The organism is Planococcus daihaiensis (genome assembly GCF_049262615.1).
Lineage (GTDB): Bacteria > Bacillota > Bacilli > Bacillales_A > Planococcaceae > Planococcus.
In genome coordinates this window covers 560,878-585,903 of sequence record NZ_CP175504.1, presented here as the reverse complement: position 1 = coordinate 585,903, position 25,026 = coordinate 560,878, and the positions used below count along the sequence as shown (strand labels likewise).

The 25,026-nt window shown below is 46.6% G+C and carries 21 protein-coding genes; 15 read left to right on the top strand and 6 right to left on the bottom strand.

All coding sequences use genetic code 11. The features are described from left to right. Window positions 1-109 precede the first annotated feature (109 nt). The 4 genes from DHX103_RS02865 (at window position 110) to DHX103_RS02850 (ending at window position 3,393) form a co-directional block, all read left to right on the top strand. Complete coding sequence (locus DHX103_RS02865) at window positions 110-685, top strand: peroxiredoxin family protein (RefSeq protein ID WP_422123769.1); 576 nt, start codon at window positions 110-112, stop codon at window positions 683-685. Between the two features lie 12 nt (window positions 686-697). Continuing rightward, entirely contained in the window at window positions 698-1,804 is a 1,107-nt protein-coding gene (locus tag DHX103_RS02860) for a trans-sulfuration enzyme family protein (RefSeq protein ID WP_422123768.1), read from the top strand. Between the two features lie 141 nt (window positions 1,805-1,945). Next, on the top strand, window positions 1,946-3,082 hold the full coding sequence (locus DHX103_RS02855) for a PDZ domain-containing protein (protein WP_422123767.1): 1,137 nt from the start codon (window positions 1,946-1,948) through the stop codon (window positions 3,080-3,082). A 53-nt stretch (window positions 3,083-3,135) separates the two neighbouring features. Then, window positions 3,136-3,393 (top strand): CsbA family protein, encoded by a 258-nt coding sequence (locus tag DHX103_RS02850; RefSeq protein WP_422123766.1) that lies wholly within the window; start codon window positions 3,136-3,138, stop codon window positions 3,391-3,393. A 13-nt stretch (window positions 3,394-3,406) separates the two neighbouring features. On the opposite strand, the gene DHX103_RS02845 is transcribed toward DHX103_RS02850, so the two are convergent. Together DHX103_RS02845 and DHX103_RS02840 are read right to left on the bottom strand one after the other, a co-directional pair. Continuing rightward, a complete protein-coding gene (locus DHX103_RS02845) occupies window positions 3,407-3,712 on the bottom strand; it encodes an AzlD domain-containing protein (protein ID WP_422123765.1) in 306 nt (101 codons plus the stop codon). Continuing rightward, complete coding sequence (locus tag DHX103_RS02840; protein WP_422123764.1) at window positions 3,712-4,407, bottom strand: AzlC family ABC transporter permease; 696 nt, start codon at window positions 4,405-4,407, stop codon at window positions 3,712-3,714. Before DHX103_RS02840 ends, DHX103_RS02845 begins: the two co-directional genes overlap by 1 nt. Window positions 4,408-4,565: 158 nt before the next feature. Here DHX103_RS02840 and DHX103_RS02835 point away from each other — a divergent pair, with 158 nt between their 5' ends. The 7 genes from DHX103_RS02835 to DHX103_RS02805 all read left to right on the top strand — a co-directional run bounded on the left by DHX103_RS02835 (window position 4,566) and on the right by DHX103_RS02805 (window position 16,546). Continuing rightward, complete coding sequence (locus tag DHX103_RS02835) at window positions 4,566-5,177, top strand: TVP38/TMEM64 family protein (RefSeq protein WP_422123763.1); 612 nt, start codon at window positions 4,566-4,568, stop codon at window positions 5,175-5,177. 72 nt (window positions 5,178-5,249) lie between these two features. Beyond that, on the top strand, window positions 5,250-8,726 hold the full coding sequence (gene addB / locus DHX103_RS02830; protein ID WP_422123762.1) for a helicase-exonuclease AddAB subunit AddB: 3,477 nt from the start codon (window positions 5,250-5,252) through the stop codon (window positions 8,724-8,726). Then, a complete protein-coding gene (gene addA, locus DHX103_RS02825) occupies window positions 8,704-12,318 on the top strand; it encodes a helicase-exonuclease AddAB subunit AddA (RefSeq protein WP_422123761.1) in 3,615 nt (1,204 codons plus the stop codon). Before addB ends, addA begins: the two co-directional genes overlap by 23 nt. An 11-nt stretch (window positions 12,319-12,329) precedes the next feature. Beyond that, a complete protein-coding gene (locus tag DHX103_RS02820; protein ID WP_422123760.1) occupies window positions 12,330-13,505 on the top strand; it encodes a DUF418 domain-containing protein in 1,176 nt (391 codons plus the stop codon). 46 nt (window positions 13,506-13,551) lie between these two features. Then, on the top strand, window positions 13,552-14,451 hold the full coding sequence (locus DHX103_RS02815; RefSeq protein ID WP_422123759.1) for a fumarylacetoacetate hydrolase family protein: 900 nt from the start codon (window positions 13,552-13,554) through the stop codon (window positions 14,449-14,451). A 69-nt stretch (window positions 14,452-14,520) separates the two neighbouring features. Next, on the top strand, window positions 14,521-14,895 hold the full coding sequence (locus DHX103_RS02810) for a YisL family protein (protein ID WP_422123758.1): 375 nt from the start codon (window positions 14,521-14,523) through the stop codon (window positions 14,893-14,895). Window positions 14,896-15,076: 181 nt separating this feature from the next. Next, complete coding sequence (locus DHX103_RS02805; protein ID WP_422123757.1) at window positions 15,077-16,546, top strand: alpha-amylase family glycosyl hydrolase; 1,470 nt, start codon at window positions 15,077-15,079, stop codon at window positions 16,544-16,546. Between the two features lie 444 nt (window positions 16,547-16,990). Here the strand turns inward: DHX103_RS02805 and DHX103_RS02800 are convergent, their stop codons facing one another. Genes DHX103_RS02800 through DHX103_RS02790 form a run of 3 tightly spaced genes read right to left on the bottom strand, consistent with a single transcriptional unit; the run spans window position 16,991 to window position 20,024 of the window. Next, window positions 16,991-18,328 carry a CoA-disulfide reductase gene (locus tag DHX103_RS02800; RefSeq protein ID WP_422123756.1) on the bottom strand — a complete coding sequence of 446 codons (1,338 nt, stop codon included), beginning with the start codon at window positions 18,326-18,328 and terminating at the stop codon, window positions 16,991-16,993. A 15-nt stretch (window positions 18,329-18,343) separates the two neighbouring features. Continuing rightward, a complete protein-coding gene (locus DHX103_RS02795; protein ID WP_422123755.1) occupies window positions 18,344-19,198 on the bottom strand; it encodes a DegV family protein in 855 nt (284 codons plus the stop codon). Between the two features lie 16 nt (window positions 19,199-19,214). Beyond that, entirely contained in the window at window positions 19,215-20,024 is an 810-nt protein-coding gene (locus DHX103_RS02790; RefSeq protein ID WP_422123754.1) for a Cof-type HAD-IIB family hydrolase, read from the bottom strand. A gap of 216 nt (window positions 20,025-20,240) precedes the next feature. On the opposite strand from DHX103_RS02790, the gene DHX103_RS02785 reads away from it, so the two are divergent. The 3 genes from DHX103_RS02785 (at window position 20,241) to DHX103_RS02775 (ending at window position 23,661) form a co-directional block, all read left to right on the top strand. After that, complete coding sequence (locus tag DHX103_RS02785; protein ID WP_422123753.1) at window positions 20,241-21,008, top strand: prolyl oligopeptidase family serine peptidase; 768 nt, start codon at window positions 20,241-20,243, stop codon at window positions 21,006-21,008. 65 nt (window positions 21,009-21,073) lie between these two features. Continuing rightward, entirely contained in the window at window positions 21,074-21,382 is a 309-nt protein-coding gene (locus DHX103_RS02780) for a metal-sulfur cluster assembly factor (protein ID WP_144837831.1), read from the top strand. A 137-nt stretch (window positions 21,383-21,519) separates the two neighbouring features. Further along, window positions 21,520-23,661 (top strand): ATP-dependent Clp protease ATP-binding subunit, encoded by a 2,142-nt coding sequence (locus DHX103_RS02775; RefSeq protein ID WP_422123752.1) that lies wholly within the window; start codon window positions 21,520-21,522, stop codon window positions 23,659-23,661. A 35-nt stretch (window positions 23,662-23,696) separates the two neighbouring features. Here the strand turns inward: DHX103_RS02775 and DHX103_RS02770 are convergent, their stop codons facing one another. Beyond that, on the bottom strand, window positions 23,697-23,882 hold the full coding sequence (locus tag DHX103_RS02770; protein WP_422123751.1) for a DUF2929 family protein: 186 nt from the start codon (window positions 23,880-23,882) through the stop codon (window positions 23,697-23,699). 188 nt (window positions 23,883-24,070) lie between these two features. Between DHX103_RS02770 and DHX103_RS02765 the strand changes: the two genes are divergently transcribed. Continuing rightward, window positions 24,071-25,003: a beta-ketoacyl-ACP synthase III gene (locus DHX103_RS02765; protein ID WP_422123750.1), complete on the top strand. Its 933-nt coding sequence runs from the start codon at window positions 24,071-24,073 to the stop codon at window positions 25,001-25,003. The last annotated feature ends 23 nt before the right edge of the window (window positions 25,004-25,026 follow it).

The window sequence follows — 25,026 nt, the reverse complement described above, 5'->3', positions numbered from 1 at the left end:
CGACACAGATGCCGGTTTTTTTACGCAAATTTATAAATTTACAAGTGCAACAGTAGCATCAATCGTTAGGTTTATCGTATGATAATATCCGAATGGAGTGGGAATTTTTATGAAGAAAATCTTGGGATTATCGCTTGTGGGAATTCTCATCCTACTGCTCGCTGTGGGAATTGTCCAAAGGAATGTTGCAGAAAAACAAGCGACTGACCGTTTGAATGAAGGCAGTGCTGTTGAATTTCTCCCAACTGATGAAGGTTTGGCAAAAGGTGAAACTGCACCGGATTTTGAATTGACTACTCTCGACGGTGAAACGGCCAGACTTTCGGATTACAAAGGGCAAAAAGTCATTTTGAATTTCTGGGCCACCTGGTGTCCGCCGTGTCGTGCTGAAATGCCGGATATGCAAAGGTATTATGAAGAACAAGCACAGCAAGAAAATGTCGAAATTTTGGCAGTCAACCTGACGACGGAGGATAGGGGAATGGATGAAATCAACGCGTTTATTGAAGAATTCAGTCTGACCTTTCCGATACCGATGGATACTGAAGGGGAGATCGGTGAGCTTTACCAGGCTGCCGCCATCCCCACTTCGTATATGATTGATACGGAAGGCCGGGTACAAAACAAAATTGTCGGCCCCATGAATGAGCAAATGATGGAAGACTTTATTGGAAATATGGAATAGGAGGTTTGGAATATGACAACGATTGAAACGAAATCCGTTCACACAGCCCAGATGGAGGAGCGCACGATTCGCTCGAAGGTGATGCCGATTTATCAAACTTCAGCATTCGCCTTTTCATCATTAGAGGAATTGGAAGGTTATTACGAAGGCAACGGAACTTATTTGTATTCTAGATCAGCCAATCCGAACACGGATGCACTCGGCCAGACAGTGGCTAATCTGGAAGGGGCACCTAAAGGCGTTTCCGCCTCATCTGGTACTTCGGCAATCCTGGCGGGCATTCTGTCAGTCGTGAAGAGTGGAGACCATGTTCTGGCTGCAGAGGACGTCTACGGAGGAACCTTCCTCCTATTAAAACAAGAACTGGCGTTGATGGGCATCCAGGTTCATTTCGCTGATTTCTCGGATATCAGTGCAATCGAACAGATTTTGATCGATTTCCCGGAAGTCCAGCTGATTTTCAGTGAGTCAATTACGAACCCATTTCTCCGTGAAGAGGACGTGGAAGTGCTCAGCCAATTGAAAAAGCATTATCAGATCAAAGTGATGATCGATAACACATTTGCGACGCCCTATACGGTAAAGCCCTATGAACACGGTGCGGACCTCGTTGCCCACAGTGCAACAAAATATCTGGGCGGCCACAGCGATGTGACGGCTGGTGTTTTGGCAGGCGACGCGGAACTGGTCGCATTGGCTGAAAAGCGCATTGTCAATATGGGCTTGAACCTCAGTCCTTTTGAAGCATGGCTGACCATCCGCGGCATTAAAACTTTGGCTCTTCGCATGAAAGCCCAAACGGAAAATGCACAGGCAATCGCAGATTTTCTGCGAACGAAAACGAAAGTGTGGTACCCGGAAAAAGGCGCCATTGTGAGTTTTGAAGTTCCTGAAAATATTGAAGTTTCCTCATTCTTTACATCATTGGGATGGATTAAAATTGTTCCGACACTGGCAGGTGTTGAAACGACTGTATCGTATCCTTACGGGACGTCGCATCGGGCTTTATCTCAAGAAGAAAAAGAAAAGGTCGGCGTGACCCGCCGTATCGTCCGGTTATCTGCCGGTATTGAAGGTAAAGAGGATATTTTGGAACAATTGGCCGCCGCGTTCAATTGATTGCCGGCTTTCGATGAATTGATCTCCTGCATACGCTGAGCTCAAAAAGAAGTACTGTATGCAGGGGTTCTTTGATACAATAGAAGCTAAGGTCAAGAGCCGGTGAATGGATGGTGAACTAGGTTGGTCATGGAAGCTTTAATGGACATTGGGAGATTTTTTATAAATCCAGTTCTATACATAGCGCTGCTTGCAGCATTTTTACTTGGTTATTTGAGAGTTAAGAAGGAAAGAGGTCTGTTTCGCACCCGAATCGTCTGGGGCGGGCGCGAATTCAGTGATTTACTGAAGGATGGCATTCTTTATGCGCTGCTCTTCTCCATATTGTTTTCCACAATCGGGCTGGTGGTTCCGTTGCAATGGCTTGTCGCCTTAACACTGGTCAGCGCGATTATATTGTTGTCCGGGGTCTATCAATTGGCTTCGTTCATTTATCTGGCAACTGCCGCAGCTGCTGTTGGCTGGCTATTGCATCATTATAATTGGTCGATTCCATTTGGCATTTTCGATTACACGGGTTATCCAATTGCCTGGAGCTGGCTGCTGCCGGTTGCTTTGATTGCGGGAGCAATGGTGTTTCTGGAAGGCCGGCTGATAGCCAAGCGCGGTGCTGAAGCGTCTTCTCCGCGAACGCAAAAAACTGCCCGCGGAGGAACTGCAATCTTCTATAAAACAAAACGCCTGTGGCTGATTCCACTATTTTTGGTAGTGCCTGGTGATTTACTGGATTCTTATCTGCCGTATTGGCCCCAGTTTCCGATAGGGGAAAGCAGTTTTTCATTCCTCCTGTTCCCTGCAGTAATCGGTTTTCAAAATCGTGCACGGAAATCCTTGCCGCTGCATCTGTATCCGCAGCTCGGCAAAGGAGTATGGATACTCGGGTTGGCAATTATTGGACTCGCCTTGTTCTCTTATGTATGGGCACCGATGGCATTGATTGCATTGCTGTTCGGCGTAATCGGGAGAGCAACGATTTCAGTTTTGGGTACAATAAACGAAAATAAAGGCAATCATGCAGTGGCTCCTCAGTCTACAGGAGTGATGATTGTCGATGTTCTTTCGGATTCGCCAGCTGAAAAAATGGGGCTGTTGCGCGGAGAGGTCATCCGCAAAGTGAACGGATTGACAGTCACAAATGAAGCTGAGCTATACGAAGCGATACAAGTGAACGCTGCGCATTGCCGACTCGAAGTGATCGATCACAATAAAGAAATGCGCTTGAGACAGCATGTCATCTTCAGGCACGATCATTACCGTCTGGGATTGATCGTTGTCTGATTGTCATCTGCACCGGAAGTGGAACATAAATTCTGGCACGAGGAGATGATTTCATGGAATCGATGATTACCAAAGTTTTTCTGTCATTGCTGGTTCCGGGGCTTCTCGTAATCCTCTTTACAAGAGTGACTTTCAATCACATTGTCGGCTTGATCCTGACAGTAGCGCTGATTGCTGCTGCAGTTTATGCCGGCTACACGAACACCTGGTTTCTTTATATCATTAACGCCGCGTCATTGACCGCGGGATTCTGGTACGCCACCAATATGTACAATCGAAGCAAAAAAGCCGACATTCATGAAGATGAATGACGGCTTTTACTTTTTATATGAAGAGGCTGTAAACAGCCAGCACTGTAATTGATCCCAGCACAACGACCATTACATTGGCTCCGAGGAAAGCGATGCCAAATGCTGCCGTCGCACCAATGACGCCAAACCAGATGTTTTCCTGGATGAAGAAAATGGCCGGGAAAATCAATGCGCCGAGTACCGCGAATGGGATATTGCGCAACACATTTTGAATGGAAGGCGGCAGCTCACGGCCTTCCAAAAATGTTAACGGGATGGCACGCGGGATATAAGTGACAATTGCCATGCCGAGAATGGTCCACCAGATCCAAGAACCCATCAGGATCGCCCTCCTTTCGAAGAAATTAATTCAATAATGACAGCCGATGCCAACGTGGATACCAATATGGCCCATCCGGTCGACAGCCATCCAGTGAAATAGAATAGAGAGCTGAAGGCAGCTGCTATCGCAGCGAGACTCAGGACTTTCCGGTTGCCGCTGCGCAGCGAAGGAACAAGCAGGCCGACGAACAGGGCGTAAAGGGCAATCGACATCGCAGCCTGGAGAAACGCAGGCAGGTTCGCACCGATCAGATGGCCGAGCGCGGTGAACACGACCCAGCTGCCATACGATATGACAATGACACCGGCTGCAAATGATGTGCGGAGATTGTCTTCTTTCTGGATGGCCAGCACCGAAAAGGATTCATCCGTGATGCCAAATGCGTAAAGCGCTTTTTTCCAACGCGCATCGGGCTGCATCTTTTCATTCAGCGAAGCCGTCATCAGAAAATGGCGGATGTTGACGATGAACGTGTTCAGGATGATGACAGCTGGACCGACACCGGCGGTAATTAACGATAAAGATATGTATTGTGCTGCGCCAGCGAAGACAAAAATGCTCATCGCCGTAGCCTCCAAAAGCGACAAGCCTGTTGTTTTGGCCAGCAGCCCGAAAGTCAATGCCACGGGGAAATACCCGATGGCTATACTGGTACCCGCTTTTAAACCCGCAGAAAAACCGCGTTGTGCCATCTTTCTCTCTCCTTATGTAAAATAATTCTCTTTTCCAAAAAGGGCTAAAGAGTGTAAAGTAGTTATAATAGCATATCATATAACCATCGGGATTAAAGTTTCGGTGATAATAAAAAATTTGCAGCTGAAGGAATGAGCCTATGTCGGATTTCTTTTCCATGGAAAACATTACAGCTTTATACGAATCATACCGGTCCATCGGGCCCTTCATCGGGTTTTTGCTGCCTTTTATCGAAGCGTTCCTGCCCTTCCTGCCGCTTTTTGTGTTTGTGTTTGCCAATGCGGGAGCATACGGTCTGCTGTTTGGTTTCCTGTTATCGTGGGGGGGATCCGTAGCGGGATCGTATAGCGTTTTCCTGATTATCCGCAAATACGGCCGTGCGAAGTTTTTAAACTTCATGACAAAGCATCAGAAAGTAGAAAGATTAATCCTGTGGGTGGAACGAAATGGGTTCGGCCCGTTGTTTCTATTATTGTGTTTTCCTTTTACTCCTTCATCACTCGTGAATCTTGTAGCGGGTCTGTCCAATATCAGTAAACATTATTATTTATGGACTTTGATTGCCGGCAAGGCAGTTATGGTTTTTACCATTACATATGTTGGCTACGACATTCGATCTTTAGTCACCAATCCTTTGCGGACAATTATCGTTATTATAGTAATCGTACTTCTTTATATAGTAGGAAAAATTATTGAGAAAAGGCTGAATAAGAAAGTGGAAGAGGATTTCCGCAGAGCTGCAGACAAAAAGGATACAGGCGACCGCTGAAGCATCCAAACTGGATGAAAAGGGATTGATACTGTAAAATAAGAACAAACGTTCTTTCTGGAGGGTGTTCATATGTCGTTAAGAATTATCTACGGACGTGCCGGTTCTGGAAAAACCAGCTTTATATTGGATGAAATCGTGGAAACGTTAAAAGGGCATGCGGATGGAGATCCGCTATTCTTCATCGTGCCCGATCAAATGTCCTTTTCAACAGAGTACCGATTATCGTCGGCAGATGGCGTAAAAGGGATGATTCGTGCGCAGGCTGTAACATTTAAACGGTTAGCCTGGCGGGTATTGCAGGAAGCCGGGGGGATCAGCCGCAAAGAAGTCGACAGTTTCGGCTACCGTATGCTGATTCGAAGTTTGCTGGAGGAACACCGGGAAGAATTCCAGCTATTTCGGCGTGCAGCCGGAAAGCGTGGATTTACCGATCAGATTGAACAATTGATCAAAGAGTTTTCGAGGTATTGCGTGGATTGTGGGGAATTGACAGAAATTCGTTCATCCCTTACTGAGGCGGGTGCCCCGCGCACTTTATTGGATAAAGCTGCAGATTTGGAATTGATACTGGCCGAAATCGAAAACCGTTTAGGAACCGTTTTCGTGGATTCTGAAGGACATCTTGCCTTATTGTCCGAGAAGATCCGTTACTCCGATCGAGTGAAAACTTCCGATATTTATATAGATGGATTTGTCACATTCACGGCTCGCGAATACGAGATCATTTTCGAGTTGATGCGGCATGCCAAATCCGTAACCATTGCGTTGCCAATGGACGGTTCGGCAAATGCAAACGATGAACAGGCGCTGTTCTTCCAATCTGCCAACACGGCACGCCGATTGGTCGACCAGGCGAAACAAGAAGGACTTCCCGTGGAAAATGCAGTGCATATGCCTTCACCGCAACGCTTTTCAAATCGGGAACTGGCACATGTTGAACGCCATTTCGATGATTATCCTTTGCAGACAATAAAATCAGAAGGTCATGTCCGACTCATTGAGGCAGCCAATCGGCGAGCGGAAGTGCATGCGATGGCTCGTTCCATCAGGGAACAGGTAAGAAATGGGATGCGCTATAAAGAAATTGCCGTCCTTTACCGGCAGCCCGAAGTATATGATGAATTGATCAATACGATTTTTCCGCAATATGAATTGCCTTATTTCATCAGCGAAAAAAAATCGATGCTGCACCATCCGTTAATTGAATTCTGCCGCTCTGTGCTCGAGGCGGTCCAGTCGAACTATTCTTATGAACCGGTTTTCCGTGCGATTAAAACGGATCTGTTCTTTCCTCGGGGGAGTGTAAGTAAATGGCGGGAGCGCAGTGATGTGCTTGAAAATTTCGTCATCGCAAATGGCATTTACGGTGACCGCTGGTTCGAGGACAAACGCTGGTTTTATAAAAAATACCGCGGATTGGAATTTCATACCGGCATCCAGACCGACGAGGAAATTGCGCTGCAGACAGAACTCCATGCCGTGCGTGATTTGGTGCGTGAACCGTTAGCGGTTTTGAAGGAAAAGCTGGAAGGCTGTTCGACGGGCAAAGAAATGGCGGAAGCCTTGTTTCTGTTTGTCGAGGACATGGACGTCTACGATAAAATTCTCGACCTCAAAGAACGGGAAGAGTCAGAGCACCGGCTACTCGCTGCAGCAGAACATGAGCAAGCCTGGAAACAATGGGTCGGCGTACTGGATCAATTTGTCCTGATGTTCGGCGAGAAAGAGCTCGACCTTTCTGTTGCTGTTAAAATTCTGGATGAAGGCTTTGAAACGCTGGAATTTTCACGAATTCCCCCGTCTCTTGATGAAATTACAGTTTCCACCATAGATTTAGCGAGGCTGATGGATATTAAATCAGTCTTTGTTATTGGCGCAAGTGACGGCGTTCTACCGAAACGAATCGACCAAGAGGGGTTGTTGACGGACACTGACCGCGAATGGTTTGCGAAAATCGGCTTCGAACTGGCCCCGAGCACGAAGACGCGTCTGCTGGATGAAACATTCATGGCTTATCGTGCCTTTACTTCGGCTTCCGACTTTCTGACGGTATCCTATCCGATTGCGGACGAAGAAGGAAAGGCTTTATTGCCGTCGATGTATATTCAAAAATTCATGGATATGCTCGGTGTCGAATTGACGCCGGCAGTCGTTGACCCCGAAGAACTTAAAGAGCCCGATCATATGAGTTATATCTCACATCCCCGGGCAGCGCTCGCTTATTTGGCATCCCAGGTCCGCAGCGGCTCGCTGATGCCTGAATGGCAGGCAGTGCTTGCCTACTACCGGGATGATCCGTTCTGGTCATCGGTTGTGGAGAGAATTCTGGAGCCGGCAAAACCCAATATTGCCGATCCTTTGCGTGAAGATATTGCCGAACCGCTGTACGGAACGCCAATTTCTTCCAGTGTCTCGAGAGTCGAAACATTTTATGGATGTCCGTATTCACATTTTGCGGCCTATGGTTTGCGGCTAGAAGAGCGCAGTCAGTACAAATTGGCGCCGCCTGCAATGGGAGACCTTTTTCACGCTGCCATCAAATGGATTTCAGATGAAGTTATCAGAATGGATGTATCGTGGTCTTCGCTCAGCGATAAGGATTGCCGAGAACTGGCAAAACAGGCAATGGAGCAATTATCGCCTTATTTCATCAACCACATCCTGATCAGTTCACACCGCTACCGATATATTCAGCATAAGCTTCAGGCGATTATCAGGCAGACGGCTTTTATGCTCAGCAAACACGCGAAATACACCGGCTTTACGCCGGTCGCCCTCGAAGTTGGATTTGACACGAAGGAATCGATTCCGCCGCTGGATATTGCTTTAAACAGAGGGCGCAAGATGAATATTCGCGGCAGGATCGACCGCATCGATTCGACCGATATCAATGGCAAACCTTATATCCGCGTGGTCGATTACAAATCGTCGAAGCAAGGACTCGATCTGGGAGAAGTCTACCACGGCATCGCCCTGCAAACTTTTACGTATCTTGATGTCGCGCTGACTCATTCTGACCGCTGGCTAGGCCAACAGGCAGAACCTGCGGGGGTGCTGTATTTCCATATGCACAATCCGATGCTGAAATCGACAAAATTGATGTCAGCGGAAGAAGTGGAAGAAGAAATGGCGCGTTCGTTTAAGATGAACGGACTGGTCGTTGAAGATGAGGAAGTCATCAAAGCGATGGACAGCGAAATTGACGGTTTTTCGAATATCATACCGGTTCGCATGAATAAAAACGGCAGCATTTCAAAATCACAATCACGGACGGTCAGCAAAGATGATATGAACATTATTCGCCGTTTTGTCCGCAATAAGCATCAGGATGCCGGGAACGGCATATTGGATGGGGTCACTTCCATCACACCGTATAAAGTGAAGGAAGATACACCGTGCCAATTCTGTTCTTATCGTTCGGTGTGCCAGTTCGATCCATCAGATCCGGAGCAAACTTACCGCAAATTACCATCATTGACTTCTGACAAGGCTGTTGATTTGATTCGAAAGGAGACTGGCGACCATGATTCCGATAAAACCGACTGATGCAACCTGGACCGATGAACAATGGCAGGCAATCTGGGCAAAAGGACAGGATATGCTCGTCTCGGCGGCTGCAGGTTCCGGCAAGACTGCCGTTTTGATCAATCGAATGATCGAAAAAGTGCTCGATGAGAAGCACCCGGTTTCTGTCGACGAACTGCTGGTTGTAACTTTCACCAATGCGTCGGCGGCCGAAATGCGCCACCGCATGTCAAAAGCGCTGGAAAAGGCGGTGGCTGAAAATCCCGAGTCAAGGCATTTAAGGCAGCAATTGCGCTTGATCAATAAAGCACAGATTTCCACTTTGCATTCTTTCTGTTTATCGGTTGTGAAGCAATACGCTTACCTGCTTGAAATAGATCCCGGTTTCCGGATTGCCGGTGAAACCGAAGCGGCGCTGCTCCGGGATGATGTGCTGGAAGCAGTGCTGGAGTCCGCATACGAAGAGGGAAACGCAGACGCCATCTATCGCCTCGCTGACAGTTTCACCTCTGACCGCAGCGACCAGGCAATGGAAGTGCTGGTCAGCAAATTATATGATTATTCCAGGGTCCACCCGAATCCTGAGCTATGGCTTCAGCAAGTACCATCTCTTTATGATGTGCCTGCAGATCTGGCGATAGACGATTTGCCTTTTATCGCTGACTTAAAGATGACGATACGTCATGCTTTTGAAGAAGCGTTGCAGTTGACAATGGATGGCAGAGATGTCGCTCAGCAGCCCGACGGACCGGAGATTCTGGCTGATACTTTTGAAATGGATGCAGAATTGATCAAGGCCGCTATTGCTGCATTGGATCATTCATGGAACAGTATTTATGAATTGTCGCAGAATTTCATTTGGCCGAAAGCCGGCAGCGTTAAGAAAGATTCTTGTGATCCGGTGCTGTCAGAGGAAGCAAAAGCATTGCGCAATGAAGCCAAGAAAATTGTCAAAGGCATCACGGAAAGCTATTTTACCCGGAAGCCCGCCCGTTTGCTTGATGAAATGCGCGAAATGGCGCCATTGATGAAGACATTGGTGGAGTTGACCAATCGCTTTGCCGAACAATATAAGGCACTTAAAGTGGATCGGGCCATTGTGGACTTTTCAGATCTTGAGCATTATGCGCTTGAAATTTTAAGCGAGAACGGCGAACCTTCCGCAATCGCCCAGGAATACCGCAGCCGTTTTAAGGAAATTCTGGTGGACGAATACCAGGACACCAATATGCTGCAGGAAACCATTTTAGGGTTTGTTAAATCAGGCGGAGAAACAGATGGCAATTTGTTTATGGTAGGCGATGTGAAACAATCAATCTACAGATTTCGCTTGGCGGAGCCGATGCTGTTTCTTGGGAAATACAGCCGTTTTACAAAAGAAGCGGAAGGAACGGGCATGAGCATCGACCTCAATGCGAATTTCCGAAGCCGTCAGGAAATTCTGGACGGTACCAATTACATCTTTTCACAAATAATGGGGGAACGTGTCGGGGAGATTGACTATGATGAAGCGGCAGCCCTGAAACATAAAGCACCTTATCCTGAAAAAGAGACTCCGATCGAACTGGTGCTGATTCATGAGCCGGAACTGGAAGAAGACCAGGAAACGGAGCCGGAAGATATGGTGAAATCCCAATGGGAAGCCAGATTCATCGCACGGAAAATCCGCGAACTGATGGAACAGGACACGTATGTGCATGACCCATGGACCAATGACAAGCGGCCGCTTGAATACCGCGATATTGTCGTGTTGATGCGCTCCATGACCTGGTCGGGTGATTTTGATGACGAATTCAAAATGGCGGGAATCCCTTTGTATACGGAACTTTCGGGCGGCTATTTCGATGCGTTGGAAGTGATGATCATGATGAATACGCTGCGGGTCATCGATAATCCGTATCAGGATATTCCGCTTGTATCCGTATTGCGCGCGCCTTTTATCGGGCTGCGGGAAAATGAATTGGCTGAAATCAGGCTGGCGGCCCCACAAGCCACGTTTTACGATGCGGTAAAAACATTTATGCGGAGCGGCACAGGCATCGACAAGAAGGCAGCAGAAAAATTACAGCGTTTCATGTTGCAGCTGGAAGACTGGCGAAATCTTGCCCGCCGCGGTTCCTTGGCAGAATTGATCTGGCAGGTCTATCTGGATACGAGCTATTACGAAATGGTCGGTTCCATGTCAAATGGCAAGCAGCGCCAGGCGAATCTCCGTGCGCTTCATGACCGGGCGCTGGAATACGAAAAAACTTCCTTCCGCGGCTTATTCCGCTTCCTGCGCTTTATCGACCGGATGCGGGAGCGGGGCGATGATCTCGGCACAGCACGGTCGCTCAGTGAAAAAGAAAATGTCGTCCGGTTGATGACCGTCCACAAATCAAAAGGACTTGAGTTTCCGGTCGTTTTTTTCGCCGGAACCGGACGATCTTTCAACGAAATGGATTTCCGCAAATCCTATATGTTCGATCAGGATTACGGGCTGGCTGTCAAAGCGGTCAACCCGGATTCACGGGTCGAATATACTTCACTGCCGTTCTTGGCCGTAAAAGAAAGAAAGCAATTGCAAATGAAAGCTGAAGAAATGCGCGTGCTGTATGTTGCGATGACCCGGGCAAAAGAGCGATTGTTTCTCACAGCATCCATCAAAGATCCGGAATCTCTGTTTGACCGCTGGAAAACGGCAGCACCTGAGGTACGTCTGCCGGATTTCGTCCGTTCCCGCGCCAAAGGCTATTTGGACTGGATCGGCCCGGCAATTGCCCGTCATCCGGATGCAGAAACGCTGTTGAACCGTTCAGGAACGCTGTTGCCGCATCAATCGCGATTCCATGTAGAAATGATTGAGAGCCAATCGCTGTTATCCGCGCCATTAATCATTGAAGAGTTAGCGGAAGAACAGGGAAATATAGAAGAAATCGAAAAAGAAGTAAACGCGCGATTCAATTTTCAGTATCCTCACCAGCAATCTGTCGAAAAGCGATCAAAGCAATCCGTCTCTGAGATGAAACGCCTGCAGATGCTGCAACGGCTGGATGAACCGGAATCGTTCATCCAAAGCATCGGACCTTCGAAAAGGACGCTGCATGACCGACCGGATTTTCTGCAGGAAAAACGGCTGCTGGCATCAGACATCGGAACAGCTGTTCACTCGCTTATGCAGCACATTCCGCTGGACAAAAGACTGACAGCTGACGAGATAAAAGAACAGATTGACACCTTGGTCGGCATGGAAATTCTGTCGCCGGAAGAAGGGCGAGCGATCAAAGTTACTGAAATCGAAGCTTTTTATTCCAGTAAAACGGCCAGTCGACTCCTGAATGCCAAGCAGATCAAGCGTGAAGTTCCGTTCACTTATGCAAAGGAAGATGCGGAAGGTGATCACCAGATTATCCAGGGAATTATTGATTGCCTGTTCGAAGAAGAACAGGGCTGGGTGCTTTTGGATTATAAGACGGACAGACTTTTCGGAATCGATGACATTCAATCTGAAATGAAGTCACGGTACGAAGTGCAATTGACGGTTTATACGGAAGCAGTAGAAGCCATTTTGCGTGTGCCAATCAAAGAAAAACTGCTGTATCTGTTTGCGGCAGAAGAAGAGATAATCATTTAGGGGGATTCAATGTGAGATTAGAACCGATAGCACTCGAGGAACGGGTGGAATCGATCGATTTGATGAGAGGCTTTGCGCTGCTCGGCATTTTGCTTATAAATATGCTGGCATTTCATTCCCCGTTCTCCTATATTGATCCGCATACCTGGTTTGATGGATCAGGAGACCAGGCGATATTTGCATTTCTCGATGTTTTCATCCAGGCGAGTTTTTATCCATTATTTGCTATGTTGTTTGGCTATGGCCTGGGGATGCAATTTCTGAGAGCGGAAGCGAAAAGAAAGCCTTTTGCCCCAATGGCGGCTAAAAGGCTGGCGGTCCTGCTTGTTTTTGGCATTCTGCATGCGTTTCTCATCTGGTTCGGAGATATTTTGATCACTTATGCGATCATGGGCTTTTTGCTTATCGGCATGATACGGCTCGAGTCAAAATGGCTGCTGGGATTGGGGCTTATGATTTATGTGATTCCTCAAACCTTATTGCTGCTGATCCTGTTTGCTGCAGTTTCGATGGATCCCAGTTTTTACACAGGAATCCAGGAAGCCCAGAACTCGATTGCTGCATATGGCGGCGGTACGTTCGCTGAAATTTTCAGGCAGCGTTTCGACGATTGGATGTACAGCAATAATCCACTGAACTACATCGTGCTTATTGTTACGATTCTTCCTTTAACAATGGTCGGGGCTGCTGCAGCCAAATGGCGTCTGATTGAACGGGCCAATGAACTGAAGAAAATGTGGAAGGGGCTTGCAGTCGGGGGCTTTGTGGTCGGTTTGCTGCTGAAATTGACGCCTTACATTTTCAGTCCCAATATTGCGCTGAATTATGTGCAGGATATTTTTGGCGGACCGCTGCTTGCGGTCGCATATGCGGCAATCATTGCATTGCTGGTCCAAAACAGAGCGGTGCCGCGCCTAATGCGTCCGCTGGCGAAAGCCGGCAGAATGTCATTAACGACTTATATCACCCAATCGGTGATCGCTACCACCATATTTTATTCTTATGGATTGGGGCTTTACGGGCAGGTAGACCTGCTGACAGGCACTTTGCTGGCAATCGGCATTTTTGCTGTGCAATTGATTTTTGCCGAAATTTGGCTGTCAAAATTCAGCCAGGGTCCATTGGAAATGATTTGGAGAAAGGTGACGTACGGATTAAATTTTGATAAAACCGACAAATCGAAATAATTAATGTGTATAATAAATGGAACTAAAGAAAAGGAGTGTTTATTAAATGAAGCTGTTATCATTTCGCTATGAAGGAAAAGAAGCATTTGGACCGAAAGTGAAAAAAGAAGAAGCCGTTTGGGACGTTGTGAAGATCCAAAGTGAATTAGAGGTTCTACCGTCTTTTCCGGCACAGCTGATTGATGGGATTTCGCAGGGAGTCGAATTTGTAGAACAAATCCGCAAGCTGGCTGATGCCGCTGCTAGTTCGGATAATCCTGGCGATTTTAAACACTCTTTTTCGGATATCGAGTGGCTTGCACCGGTACCGAGAACACCGAAAAATGTTTTATGCGTTGGCAGAAATTATGCTGAACATGCAAAAGAAATGGGTGGAGAAGCACCGGTTGAGCTGGTCGTCTTTACTAAATCACCTGCATCGATTGCAGCCGATCATGAAACAGTGCCAGTCCATAGTGAACTGACGGATGCTTACGATTATGAAGGGGAACTTGCTGTTGTGATCGGAAAAGGCGGCAGCTCCATTCCAACGCAGATGGCATATGACCACGTATTCGGTTATACGATCGCCAATGATCTAACTGCACGCGATCTTCAGTCCAAGCACCAGCAATATTTCCTTGGCAAAAGCCTTGTGAAGTCTTGTCCGATGGGGCCGTACATTGTAACAAAAGATGAAGTGCCTCAATCCCAGAACCTGTCGATTGTCACAAAAGTAAATGAAGAAATTCGCCAAAATGGCAATACGCAAGACATGATCCGCCGGGTGGATGTCCTGATTTCGGAAATCTCTAAATACACGCCCCTTGAACCGGGGGACGTTATTTTAACGGGCACACCGGCAGGCGTAGGCAAAGGCTTCAATCCACCCAAATTCCTGAAAGCCGGGGATACCGTCAAAGTCTCCATCGAATCGATCGGCACGCTCGTCACACATTTGTCATAGGGAGTAGCTGCTATAGCTGGGTGAAGTTATGGTAGACTATAGGAGAACTATTTCAAAAGAGGTGACGTATTGGATTTTTTAACTGACACAACCCATCTACACATTACGACCTGGGTCATCGCAATTGTGCTGTTTCTCGCAGCGGCATTCATGAACCCGGAAAGCAAAGGACGCAAAATCGTTCATATGGTTCTGCGCTTGTTCTACATCCTGGTTATCATTACAGGATTGACTTTATTCATCGCACATTCTTCATTCGATGCAATGGAATACGGATTGAAATTCCTATTCGGCGTATTGACAATCGGAATGATGGAAATGGTACTGGTACGAGGCAAGAAAGGGAAATCCGTGACAATGTTCTGGATCCTTTTTGCAGTATTCCTGCTTGCAACAATGTTCTACGGCTTTAAATTGCCGATCGGCTTTAATTTCTTCGCTTAATACGGGAAAACGGGTGTCCATGGGATGCCCGTTTTTTTATTGTCCAGTCAACATTCACACTTTAGACGAAACTCACAGTTCGGAATGCAGATTTCATCCATTTTGAATAGCAGCGGTGGCGGGAGTTTGTTAAAATAGACCGAGTGGAAAGCAATGAACCTCATTGAAGGAGGATACAGGATTGAAAGTTAAATGGATTTCCGGCATTTTGAGCGGCGTGCTGTTGCTGAGCCTGAGCGCTCCTGCATCAGCAGACGACTTAAGAGAACTGGAAGATGAAAGCATATACGACGTACTGGTGGACCGTTATTTCAATAAGCTAGGTGAAAACGATTTTGATGTCATCGCGACAGATCCGGCTTCGTTTAACGGCGGGGATTTTAACGGCTTGACCGATCAACTTCTGCACATTAAGGATATGGGCTTTACAGTTCTATCGATCGGACCGGTTTTTGCCAGTGCTACATATGACGGCCAGGAAGTCATGGATTATACCCAATTTGAACGGCATTTTGGAACCGAGGAAGAATTCAACGCCCTTCTGGATAGCGTGCACGACAACGATATGAAATTAATGATCGATATTCCAACCCAACAGGTCAGCAGCCAACATGTCTGGGTGGATGAAAACCCGGATTGGTTTACCGAAAATGAAGACGGTACTTTCGCGTTGGATACATCAAACACCGACGCTCAGTCAGCGTTGACGGAATTTGTCAGTGGTTTTATCCAGCAATACGATATCGATGGATTGAGACTGCAGGAAACAGAAGAAATAGATCCGGATTTCATCCGTGATTTTTCACAGGAAATCAAAGAGATAAGTGATATCTATATTATTAGTGACGCGGAAATGGAACCTGTAGAAGGGCTTGACGCAGTCGTACTGCCGGGAGTCGAAGAAACGCTGCGCAATAGCTACAAGAATTTTGATGAAGGAACTTCGGAGTTGCCGGCGCTTCTGGAAAATGCACAAGGCAAACTGATTCAGGCCGATTCGCTGCGAGGTTCTCGGGTGACGTCTGATATTGTAGAGGCAAAAGGATTCCCGCCAACTCGCATGAAGCTGCTATTCACTCAATTATTGACGATGCCCGGGATTCCGGTTGTCCAATACGGTTCGGAAATTGCGATGAATGGCAGTGAACTGCCCGAATCCCATCAATTATTGAATCTGGGAGTCGAGCAGGAATTGGTTGATCATATCAACAATTTGAATTCGCTGCGCAACTCTTCAGAAGCACTGCGCACAGGAGAATTGGAAATTTTGCACGAGGAAGATGGCTGGCTGATTTATAAGCGCTCGAGTGACGAGGAAACATGGATCATTGCCATCAATAACTCATCCGAAACAAAAAATTTCTCCGTACCGGCTGAAGTGGTTGGCAGTGGCAAGCAGCTTCAGGGTTTATTTGAAAACGATATCGTGCGCCAGGAAGACAATGGCGATTATCGCATCACGTTGGACCGGGAGATTGCCGAGACCTTCCATGTGATTGAAGAGCGTGGATTCAATAAAGCCTATATTGCTGCATTGATAGTACTTTACGTAGTCTTCATGTTTTTCCTGTGGATCGTTTGGAGAAAAGGGCGTCAGCGCAAAGCGGACGAAGCCGCCAAATCCAAAAATAATACGCAGGACCTGACTTGAAATGGAATTGTCCAAAGCTTTTGCCTTTAACTATTTAACCCATAATAGGCGATATTCCGCAAAACAGCTTCGCTTGCCTGGGGGCTCGCGCTGAGCTAACTCGGTCTCGTTTCACTTCGCCCGAGTGGATCTCAGCACTTCGCTTGGTCCCCATGGCGTCTTCGCTGTTTTGCTCCATATCTTTTGATAGTACTAAGAAAATAAAAGCTCTTTAATAAGACTTGGCTTAGAAGGAATATTATAGCGATGGCGCTTTTATCGGCTTATAGCGGAAGCCAAGGTGTGACAATCGAAGTTGGCACATGCTTTGCGACGAGCTTGCGCAGGAGCATAATCGTTCCACTGTCCAGAGCGCCGAAGTGGTATGAATAGGGACACTCTTTTATTCAATCTATATAGTAAATAAGAACCGCCCGAGAAAAGAAAACTTTTCTCGGGCGGTTCTTATTTCTTTTTATCGGCTTTATAGCCGACCATATTTACTGGGTCTTTGGGCGAAGAATAGGGCGGTGCGTAGCACAGTTCAAGTGCCTGCAAATCATCGATCGTCAGGCCGGCATAAATCGCAGTGGCAATGACATCAATGCGTTTGTCGACGCCTTTCGTGCCGAGGCATTGCGCTCCGTAGATCTTTCTGCTGTCCGGGTTGTAATGGACTTTCAGTTTCAGCTTTCCATGATCCGGATAATAACCGGCATTGGAATTGCCGTTATGAACGATCGAAACAGAAGGGATTTCAAGTTCACGCAGCTTATTTTCATTCAATCCGGTCATAGCGACAGTCAAACTGAAGATTTTTAATACGGACGTGCCAAGAAGCCCTGTTTTTTCAATCGGTTCGCCGTTAATATGTTTTGCGGCAATATATGCCTGCCGATGTGCCGGCCATGCCAAAGGCACCCGTTTTGGATTGCCAGTGACCAGATCGAAGTTTTCGGAGGCATCCCCGATCGCATAAATCGAGGGGTCGTTCGTCTGCATATAATTGTTCGTCACGATTCCGCCGGTCTTTCCAATTTCCAGACCGGCATCTTTTGCTAATCCTACATTTGGTGTCAATCCGATACTCATAATAATGAAATCGGTCTCCAGGCTTCCCCCATTGGATAGGGTTTGTGAACGCTGGTCAACTTCTGTGATATAAGTATTGGTTTGCAAATGGACCTCGTTTAACAGCAATTCCTTCTCTATTTCCCGGGAAATGTCTTCATCCAAAATGGACATGATGTAATCTGATTTATGGACGAGATGGACATCGATGCCGAGTTCTTTGATGTTTTCAGCCATTTCCAGCCCGATAAATCCGGCACCGGAGATTGTGCAGCTTTGCGGTTTACGGGATTGGATGTAGTCTTTTATGGCGAGCATATCATTATAGCTGCGAAGGCGGAAGATATCGGCAGTCTCTGCGCCTTTGATTTCCGGCATCATAGCCGTGCCACCCGGTGACAGGATCAACTTATCATAGCTTTCCAGAAACACTTCTCCGGTTAAAAGGTTTTTGACGCGAATGTTTTTCGCTGTGCGGTCGATGCCGGTTACTTCGTGTTGTAAGTGGACATCGATATTGCGTTTTTCCTTGAATTTTTCCGGGTTTGTCATGAGCAGAGATTCTTCGTCTTCAATGACTTCTCCGATTGCATAAGGCGTTCCGCAGGCAGCATAAGACATGACCGAATCACGATCAAATATTTTTATGAGGGCATTTTTGTTGTAAAAGCGTAATTGGCCGGCAGCAGTTGCACCGCCGCCCACCGCTCCGACAATAATGATTTTCTCCATTTTATTGGCACCGCCTTAAGAATTCAATTTGTTCAAAAAGAAAACAGCAAGTGTGCCAGGGCCTGTATGGGCTGCGATGACAGAACCGATCATGTAGATTTCCACACTTTTCGGGTTGAATTGCTTTTCGATGGCTTCTTTCATCAAATTAGCGAATTCCTCATCATCCCCATGACTGATTGCAATGATTTGCTGATCAAGTTGCTCACCGCGTTCTTCCATCAATTCCAGGATGCGTTTGACCACTTTTTTGCGTCCGCGTAATTTTTCAATCGGAACCAGTTTGCCGTCTTCCACGTGGAGTAGCGGCTTAATGTTTAACAGACCGCCAACAAAAGCGCTGCCTTTGGAAATGCGTCCGCCTTTGGCCATATAATCCAAATCTTCAACGGTGAATAAACTTTCCGTGTGGTCAGCCATGAGACGGACGCGTTCGATGATTTCTGTTAGTGGATGTCCCTGTGAACGCAATTTCACAGCTTCTTTTACCAGCATGCCATAGCCGAGAGAAGCCAATTTCGTATCAAGTATGGTCAACTTCAAACCTGGATATTCTTCGCGAATTTGTTCAGAAGCCATCATCGCTGTACCGTAAGTACCCGATAACTCGGATGAAAACGCGATATAAAATCCTTCTTCTCCGTCTTTCGCCAATTTTTCAAAGGCGTTCAGCATTTCATCAGGTGATACCTGTGATGTTTTTGGCCGGATGTCATTGCGGATCGCTTCATAGACTTTTGATGAATGGATCGTCCGGATATCTTCAAATTCCTCGTTTTCGATGTGAACCCTTAATGGAAACAGGACCACATTTTCTTTCTCAAAAAACTCTTTCGGCAAATCTGTTGCACTGTCAGCGAATATTCTCATTCCAATCCCCCTGTTCTTATTTTAAATTTAAGCGGTCAATCAATAATTCTGCGATTCCATCTTCATTATTGCTTAAAGTGATTTCGTTGGCTATATTTTTTAATGGCGAAATGGCGTTGCCCATGGCGACACCCACACCTGCAAATTCAATCATTTCAAGATCATTGTCTTCATCCCCAAAAGCAATGATGTGTTCTTTGCTGATACCGAGTGATTTCGAAACCTGATCGAGTCCAACAGCTTTGCTGAGGCCGCTTTTGACAATTTCGATAACATGCCACGGAGCACCCCATCTTCTGTGGTCGATGACTTCGGCGTGGACCTGATTAAGGTGTTCGTGGATTTGCCCCACTTTTTCAAAAGGCGCATGGATCAGCATCGAAGTCGGGTCCACTTTCAAGTAATTTCGCAAGTCCCCTGTGGTGATTGTGGGATCGCCGAACTTGAAGATGTCCAAGAATTTTTCATCATGATGGTGGACATAGACATCGTCCAATACTTCAGCGACGATATTATGGAAATTAAAATCATGCATCGATTCGACGACTTCATGCACCGTTTCCAACCCGATCGGCGTGTGGAATCTTCCCCAGCCCTTGTCGGCTGGATGATGAACAAATGCGCCATTGAAGTTCACGATGGGAGTGATCAACCCAAGTTCTTTATAATAAGTCTCACTGGAACGGTATGGCCGGCCAGTCGCTATCATCACCTGATGGCCATTTGCCATCGCTTTTGCCAGGGTTCTTTTCGTTTTAGCAGAAATAACCTTCTGATCTGTCAATAAAGTTCCGTCCAGGTCGAGTACGATCAAATGTTGTTTCATTGAAAAGCTCCTTTCTCTATATATACAGTTTAGCGATAAGGAGAAGGGTTAGTCAAAAAAACTTGACGATAGCCGGTGCGTAAACGGGGAATCTGCCAGACACATTCCAGTATCGGCATCTTTTCCCGTTATGCATCGTCTTAAGAACATGAATACTTTTCATATGAAAGAATGGAAAAATTTTGGTAGGATGAAATCAAAGGAGGTTGGCAGCCAGTGAATATTAACAAAGAAACATGGGGAGATATCCCGCTGCTTCATATATCTCCAGAGGACACAGCACATCAAAAGCTTCCAACGGTCATTTTTCTTCATGGCCATATGAGTGCGAAAGAGCATAATCTGCATTATGCTTATCAGCTGGCGGATAAAGGCATCCGGGTTTTATTGCCCGATGCGCACCTGCACGGCGAAAGAGAAGAAGGACAGGATGCCATCCAGTTAAGCCTGCGGTTTTGGGAAATCGTTTTAACTTCAATAGAAGAAGTCGGGTTTTTACATAAAACAGCGAAAGACAAACAATTGGTGGACGGGGAGCCGGCCGTTGCAGGCACTTCGATGGGCGGAATCACCACACTCGGCGCATTGACCGTTTACCCGTGGATTCCAGCGGCCGCTGTTATGATGGGGGCGGCCAATTATGTTGAGTTGGCAAATGCACAGATGTCCCAGTTTGAATCGCGCGGATTCACATTGCCGATTACACCGGAGGAGCGGGCTAACATGCTGGCGACGCTTGGCCAATTTGATGGCACCCAAAAATTGGGCAGTTTCAATGAACGCCCTATTTTGTTCTGGCACGGCGAACAGGATACGATCGTCCCGTTCGGACCCACTTACGATTTCTATAAAAAACTGAAAGCTTCTTATACGGAGGGGGACGAAAAGCTTCAGTTTCTGCAGGAAAAAGAAACAGGGCATGCTGTAAGCCGTCCTGGAATGCTTGCGGCAACTGAATGGCTCACCTTGCAAATGAAAGGATAAGCGTGTCGATTTCATTCTCTCCTGAAATTTGTTAAGATGGCATTAATAGAAAAGGAGGGATTGTCATGGATCAAGATATGAGAGACAGCATGATGGGAGCACTTGAAACGGTTATTGACCCAGAACTGGGCGTTGATATTGTTAACTTGGGCCTTGTGTATGACGTAGATTTATCAGAAGACGGATTTGCAGTGGTTACAATGACTTTAACTTCAATGGGTTGTCCAATGGGACCGCAAATTGTTCAAATGGTCAAACAATCATTATATGAATTGCCGGAAGTCGAAGAAGTCGATGTAAAAATCGTCTGGCAGCCGGTGTGGGGCAAGGAACATATGTCAAGATACGCGAAAATGGCGCTTGGCGTAAGATAAGTATTGAGAAACCTTTTTGGAAGCATTCTTCCAAAAAGGTTTTTTTTTATGGTTAGCGAAAGTTGCATCCTGCAGAGATTTTTCATATAATAAAATTAGTCAAAGAAGGTCAAAGAATACGGAGAGGGGTTGCTGTTATGCAATTCACTGCAAAAGATGAAGAACAAAAGTCACCACTGGAACAATATGGACGCAATATGGTGGAACAGGCACAGGCAGGAAAAGCGGATCCAGTCATTGGCCGTGATGAGGAAATCCGCAATGTAATCCGCATCTTGTCCCGGAAAACAAAGAATAATCCGGTATTGATCGGTGAGCCGGGAGTTGGGAAAACAGCCATTGTCGAAGGGCTGGCCCAGCGAATTGTCCGGAATGATGTGCCGGAAGGTTTAAAGAATCGTGTCATTTACGAACTCGATATGAGTGCGTTAATTGCAGGAGCGAAATACCGGGGAGAATTTGAGGAACGGCTGAAAGCGGTTCTGAAGCAAGTGAAAGACAGTGAAGGGGAGATCATCCTGTTCATTGATGAAATCCATACCATTGTCGGTGCCGGCAAAACGGAAGGTGCGATGGATGCCGGCAATATGCTGAAACCGATGCTTGCACGCGGGGAATTATATTGCATCGGTGCCACGACTTTGGATGAGTACCGGATGCATATCGAGAAAGATGCAGCGCTTGAGAGACGTTTTCAGCAGGTGCTCGTGCGTGAGCCTTCTGTCGAAGACACAATATCGATACTGCGGGGCTTGAAAGAGCGTTTTGAGCTTCACCATGCCGTCCGCATCCATGACCGCGCGATTGTGGCAGCGGCTACGATGTCGGACCGCTACATCACCGAGCGATTTCTGCCGGACAAGGCAATCGATCTGATCGATGAAGCCTGTGCGATGATCCGGACGGAAATCGATTCAATGCCACAGGAATTGGACCAGGTGACACGCCGGCTGATGCAATTGGAAATTGAAGAACAGGCATTGATGAAGGAAAAGGATGCCGCCAGCAAATCACGTCTGGAAACTTTGCGCACGGAGATCAAAGAATTGAAAGATTCTTCCTCCGGAATGCAAAATCAATGGATCGCAGAAAAAGAGTCATTGAAAAAAATTCAGGAAAAGCGGGAACAGCTTGATCTGTATCGCCGTCAGCTTGAAGAAGCTGAAACGAAAGGGGATTACAGCAAAGCAGCCGAACTGCAGCACGGGCGAATTCCGGAACTAGAGAAGGCATTGGCCACTTTGGAGAGTGAACTGCAGCACGATGGGGCAGAAAGGCTGCTTCGTGAAGATGTGACCGAAGAAGAAATCGCCGGCATCGTGGCACGCTGGACCGGCATTCCGGTAACCAAACTTGTAGAAGGCGAACGCGAAAAATTATTGCGTCTTGATGACACGCTTAAAGAAAGAGTCATCGGCCAGGATAAAGCCGTTGCACTGGTTACTGAAGCGGTTTGGCGTGCCCGCGCCGGCATCAAAGACGAACGGAAACCGATTGGATCATTTATTTTTCTTGGTCCCACGGGAGTCGGCAAAACAGAATTAGCCAAAGCTCTGGCAGCAAACCTGTTTGACTCGGAAGACCATTTTATCCGGATCGACATGTCGGAATACATGGAGAAACACAGTGTGTCACGCCTCGTCGGAGCTCCACCTGGCTACATCGGCTACGAAGAAGGTGGCCAATTGACGGAAGCTGTTCGAAGAAATCCATATTCGGTTGTGCTGCTGGACGAAATTGAAAAAGCACATCCGGACGTCGCGAATATCCTTCTGCAGATTTTGGACGATGGGCGGATTACCGACAGCCAAGGACGGCTTGTCAACTTCTCGAACACGGTTGTTATCATGACTTCCAATATCGGTTCATCACATATTGGTCTAAAGGACAGTAAACATGAAATTGAAGATATCGTCATGATGGAATTGCGCAAACATTTCAAACCGGAGCTGTTAAATCGCATAGATGATATCGTCATTTTCCATGCGCTGGACAATAGCCATTTCTACCGTATTGCCAAGAAAATGATCAATGAACTGGCAGAACGTTTGCAGCGGCAGGAAATTACATTGGAAGTTGATGATTCGGTCATCGATTATATTCTGGCTGCAGGCACGGACCCCTTATTTGGTGCACGGCCGCTGAAACGCTTTATTCAGCGTGAAATAGAAACACAGATTGCCCGTGAATTGATCAAAGGCGATATTGTACCAAATACAGCGATGTATCTGGAAATGGCCGAAGACAATCAATTGAAAATCACAAAAAAAGAAGCGTAGGCCATAATGGCCTGCGCTTCTTTTTCAGCTTTAAATTAATGTTTTTCCGGAGCCGGAGCATCTGGAATGATTGAAGAAATGATGAAGATCAGAATGGAAACCACCACTGACATGTAAATCCCATTCATAAAATTAAAATCTACGTTCTGTACAGCACTGACAACGTAGTTTAACAACGAAATCAACAAAACTGACCAGAAAAAAGTTCCGATAAATTGCATCTATTTTCACCCCTGCATAAAATGTCTAGTTTAATAATAGCATAGCTTTGAATTTGCAGAAAGAAAGTTTCATCATTCTGGAAAGATTTTGTCGGAAATATGTCGACAACTTGAAAAAAGAAAAGCAATGACGTATTATTAACACCAGGTACTAAACATTCAAAGCAAGTTGAAATGAGGGAAATTCAATGAATGCTGGCATACTCGGAATAGGCAGATGCCTTCCGGAAAAGATATTGACGAATTTTGAACTGGAACAACGGATGGATACGTCGGATGAATGGATTCGCACGATGACTGGTATAGAAGAACGCCGCATTGCCGGTGATGACCAGGATACGTCCGATATGGCTCGGGAAGCTGCGCAAAAAGCAATTGCCGATGCTGGCATCGATCCGGCAGAAATCGGTTTGATCCTGGTAGCAACTGTAACTGGGGATCAGCCGTTTCCAGCTATGTCCTGTGTAATCCAGCAGGAGGTTGGCGCTGTTAATGCGGCAGCCATGGATATTTCGGCTGCATGCGCCGGCTTTATGTACGGAATCGTAACCGGAAAACAATTCATCGATTCAGATGTTTATAAATATGTGCTGGTCGTCGGAGTCGAAAAACTTTCAAAAATCACTGATTGGGAAGACCGTAATACAGCTGTTCTTTTCGGTGATGGTGCAGGAGCATGTGTTCTCGGAAAAGTTTCTGAAGGCCGCGGCATACTGGCGTTTGAATTGGGTGCAGATGGCAGCGGTACAAAACATTTATATCAGGATGAATACCTGAGAATGAATGGCCGTGAAGTTTTCAAATTTGCTGTCCGCCAGATGGGTGAGTCTGCAATAAATGTCATTGAAAAAGCTGGACTGACTAAAGAGGACGTCGATTTTTTAATTCCTCATCAGGCCAACATCAGAATTATGGAAGCATCCAGACAGCGTTTGGAGCTGCCGATTGAAAAAATGTCCAAGACAATCCATAAATATGGCAATACTTCAGCTGCTTCCATTCCGATATCTATAGTAGAAGATGTTGAGGAAGGAAGAATCAAAGATGACGATGTGATCGTCATGGTCGGATTTGGCGGAGGATTGACATGGGGCGCGATTGCAATGCGCTGGGGCAAATAATCAGGAATGCGAAAGGATAGATT

Coding starts and splice junctions, on each gene's coding strand:
- DHX103_RS02865 (WP_422123769.1), top strand. CDS start 110: ATGAAGAAAATCTTGGGATTATCGCTTGTGGGAATTCTCATCCTACTG.
- DHX103_RS02860 (WP_422123768.1), top strand. CDS start 698: ATGACAACGATTGAAACGAAATCCGTTCACACAGCCCAGATGGAGGAG.
- DHX103_RS02855 (WP_422123767.1), top strand. CDS start 1,946: ATGGACATTGGGAGATTTTTTATAAATCCAGTTCTATACATAGCGCTG.
- DHX103_RS02850 (WP_422123766.1), top strand. CDS start 3,136: ATGGAATCGATGATTACCAAAGTTTTTCTGTCATTGCTGGTTCCGGGG.
- DHX103_RS02845 (WP_422123765.1), bottom strand. CDS start 3,712: ATGGGTTCTTGGATCTGGTGGACCATTCTCGGCATGGCAATTGTCACT.
- DHX103_RS02840 (WP_422123764.1), bottom strand. CDS start 4,407: ATGGCACAACGCGGTTTTTCTGCGGGTTTAAAAGCGGGTACCAGTATA.
- DHX103_RS02835 (WP_422123763.1), top strand. CDS start 4,566: ATGGAAAACATTACAGCTTTATACGAATCATACCGGTCCATCGGGCCC.
- addB (WP_422123762.1), top strand. CDS start 5,250: ATGTCGTTAAGAATTATCTACGGACGTGCCGGTTCTGGAAAAACCAGC.
- addA (WP_422123761.1), top strand. CDS start 8,704: ATGATTCCGATAAAACCGACTGATGCAACCTGGACCGATGAACAATGG.
- DHX103_RS02815 (WP_422123759.1), top strand. CDS start 13,552: ATGAAGCTGTTATCATTTCGCTATGAAGGAAAAGAAGCATTTGGACCG.
- DHX103_RS02800 (WP_422123756.1), bottom strand. CDS start 18,328: ATGGAGAAAATCATTATTGTCGGAGCGGTGGGCGGCGGTGCAACTGCT.
- DHX103_RS02795 (WP_422123755.1), bottom strand. CDS start 19,198: ATGAGAATATTCGCTGACAGTGCAACAGATTTGCCGAAAGAGTTTTTT.
- DHX103_RS02790 (WP_422123754.1), bottom strand. CDS start 20,024: ATGAAACAACATTTGATCGTACTCGACCTGGACGGAACTTTATTGACA.
- DHX103_RS02780 (WP_144837831.1), top strand. CDS start 21,074: ATGGATCAAGATATGAGAGACAGCATGATGGGAGCACTTGAAACGGTT.
- DHX103_RS02775 (WP_422123752.1), top strand. CDS start 21,520: ATGCAATTCACTGCAAAAGATGAAGAACAAAAGTCACCACTGGAACAA.
- DHX103_RS02770 (WP_422123751.1), bottom strand. CDS start 23,882: ATGCAATTTATCGGAACTTTTTTCTGGTCAGTTTTGTTGATTTCGTTG.
- DHX103_RS02765 (WP_422123750.1), top strand. CDS start 24,071: ATGAATGCTGGCATACTCGGAATAGGCAGATGCCTTCCGGAAAAGATA.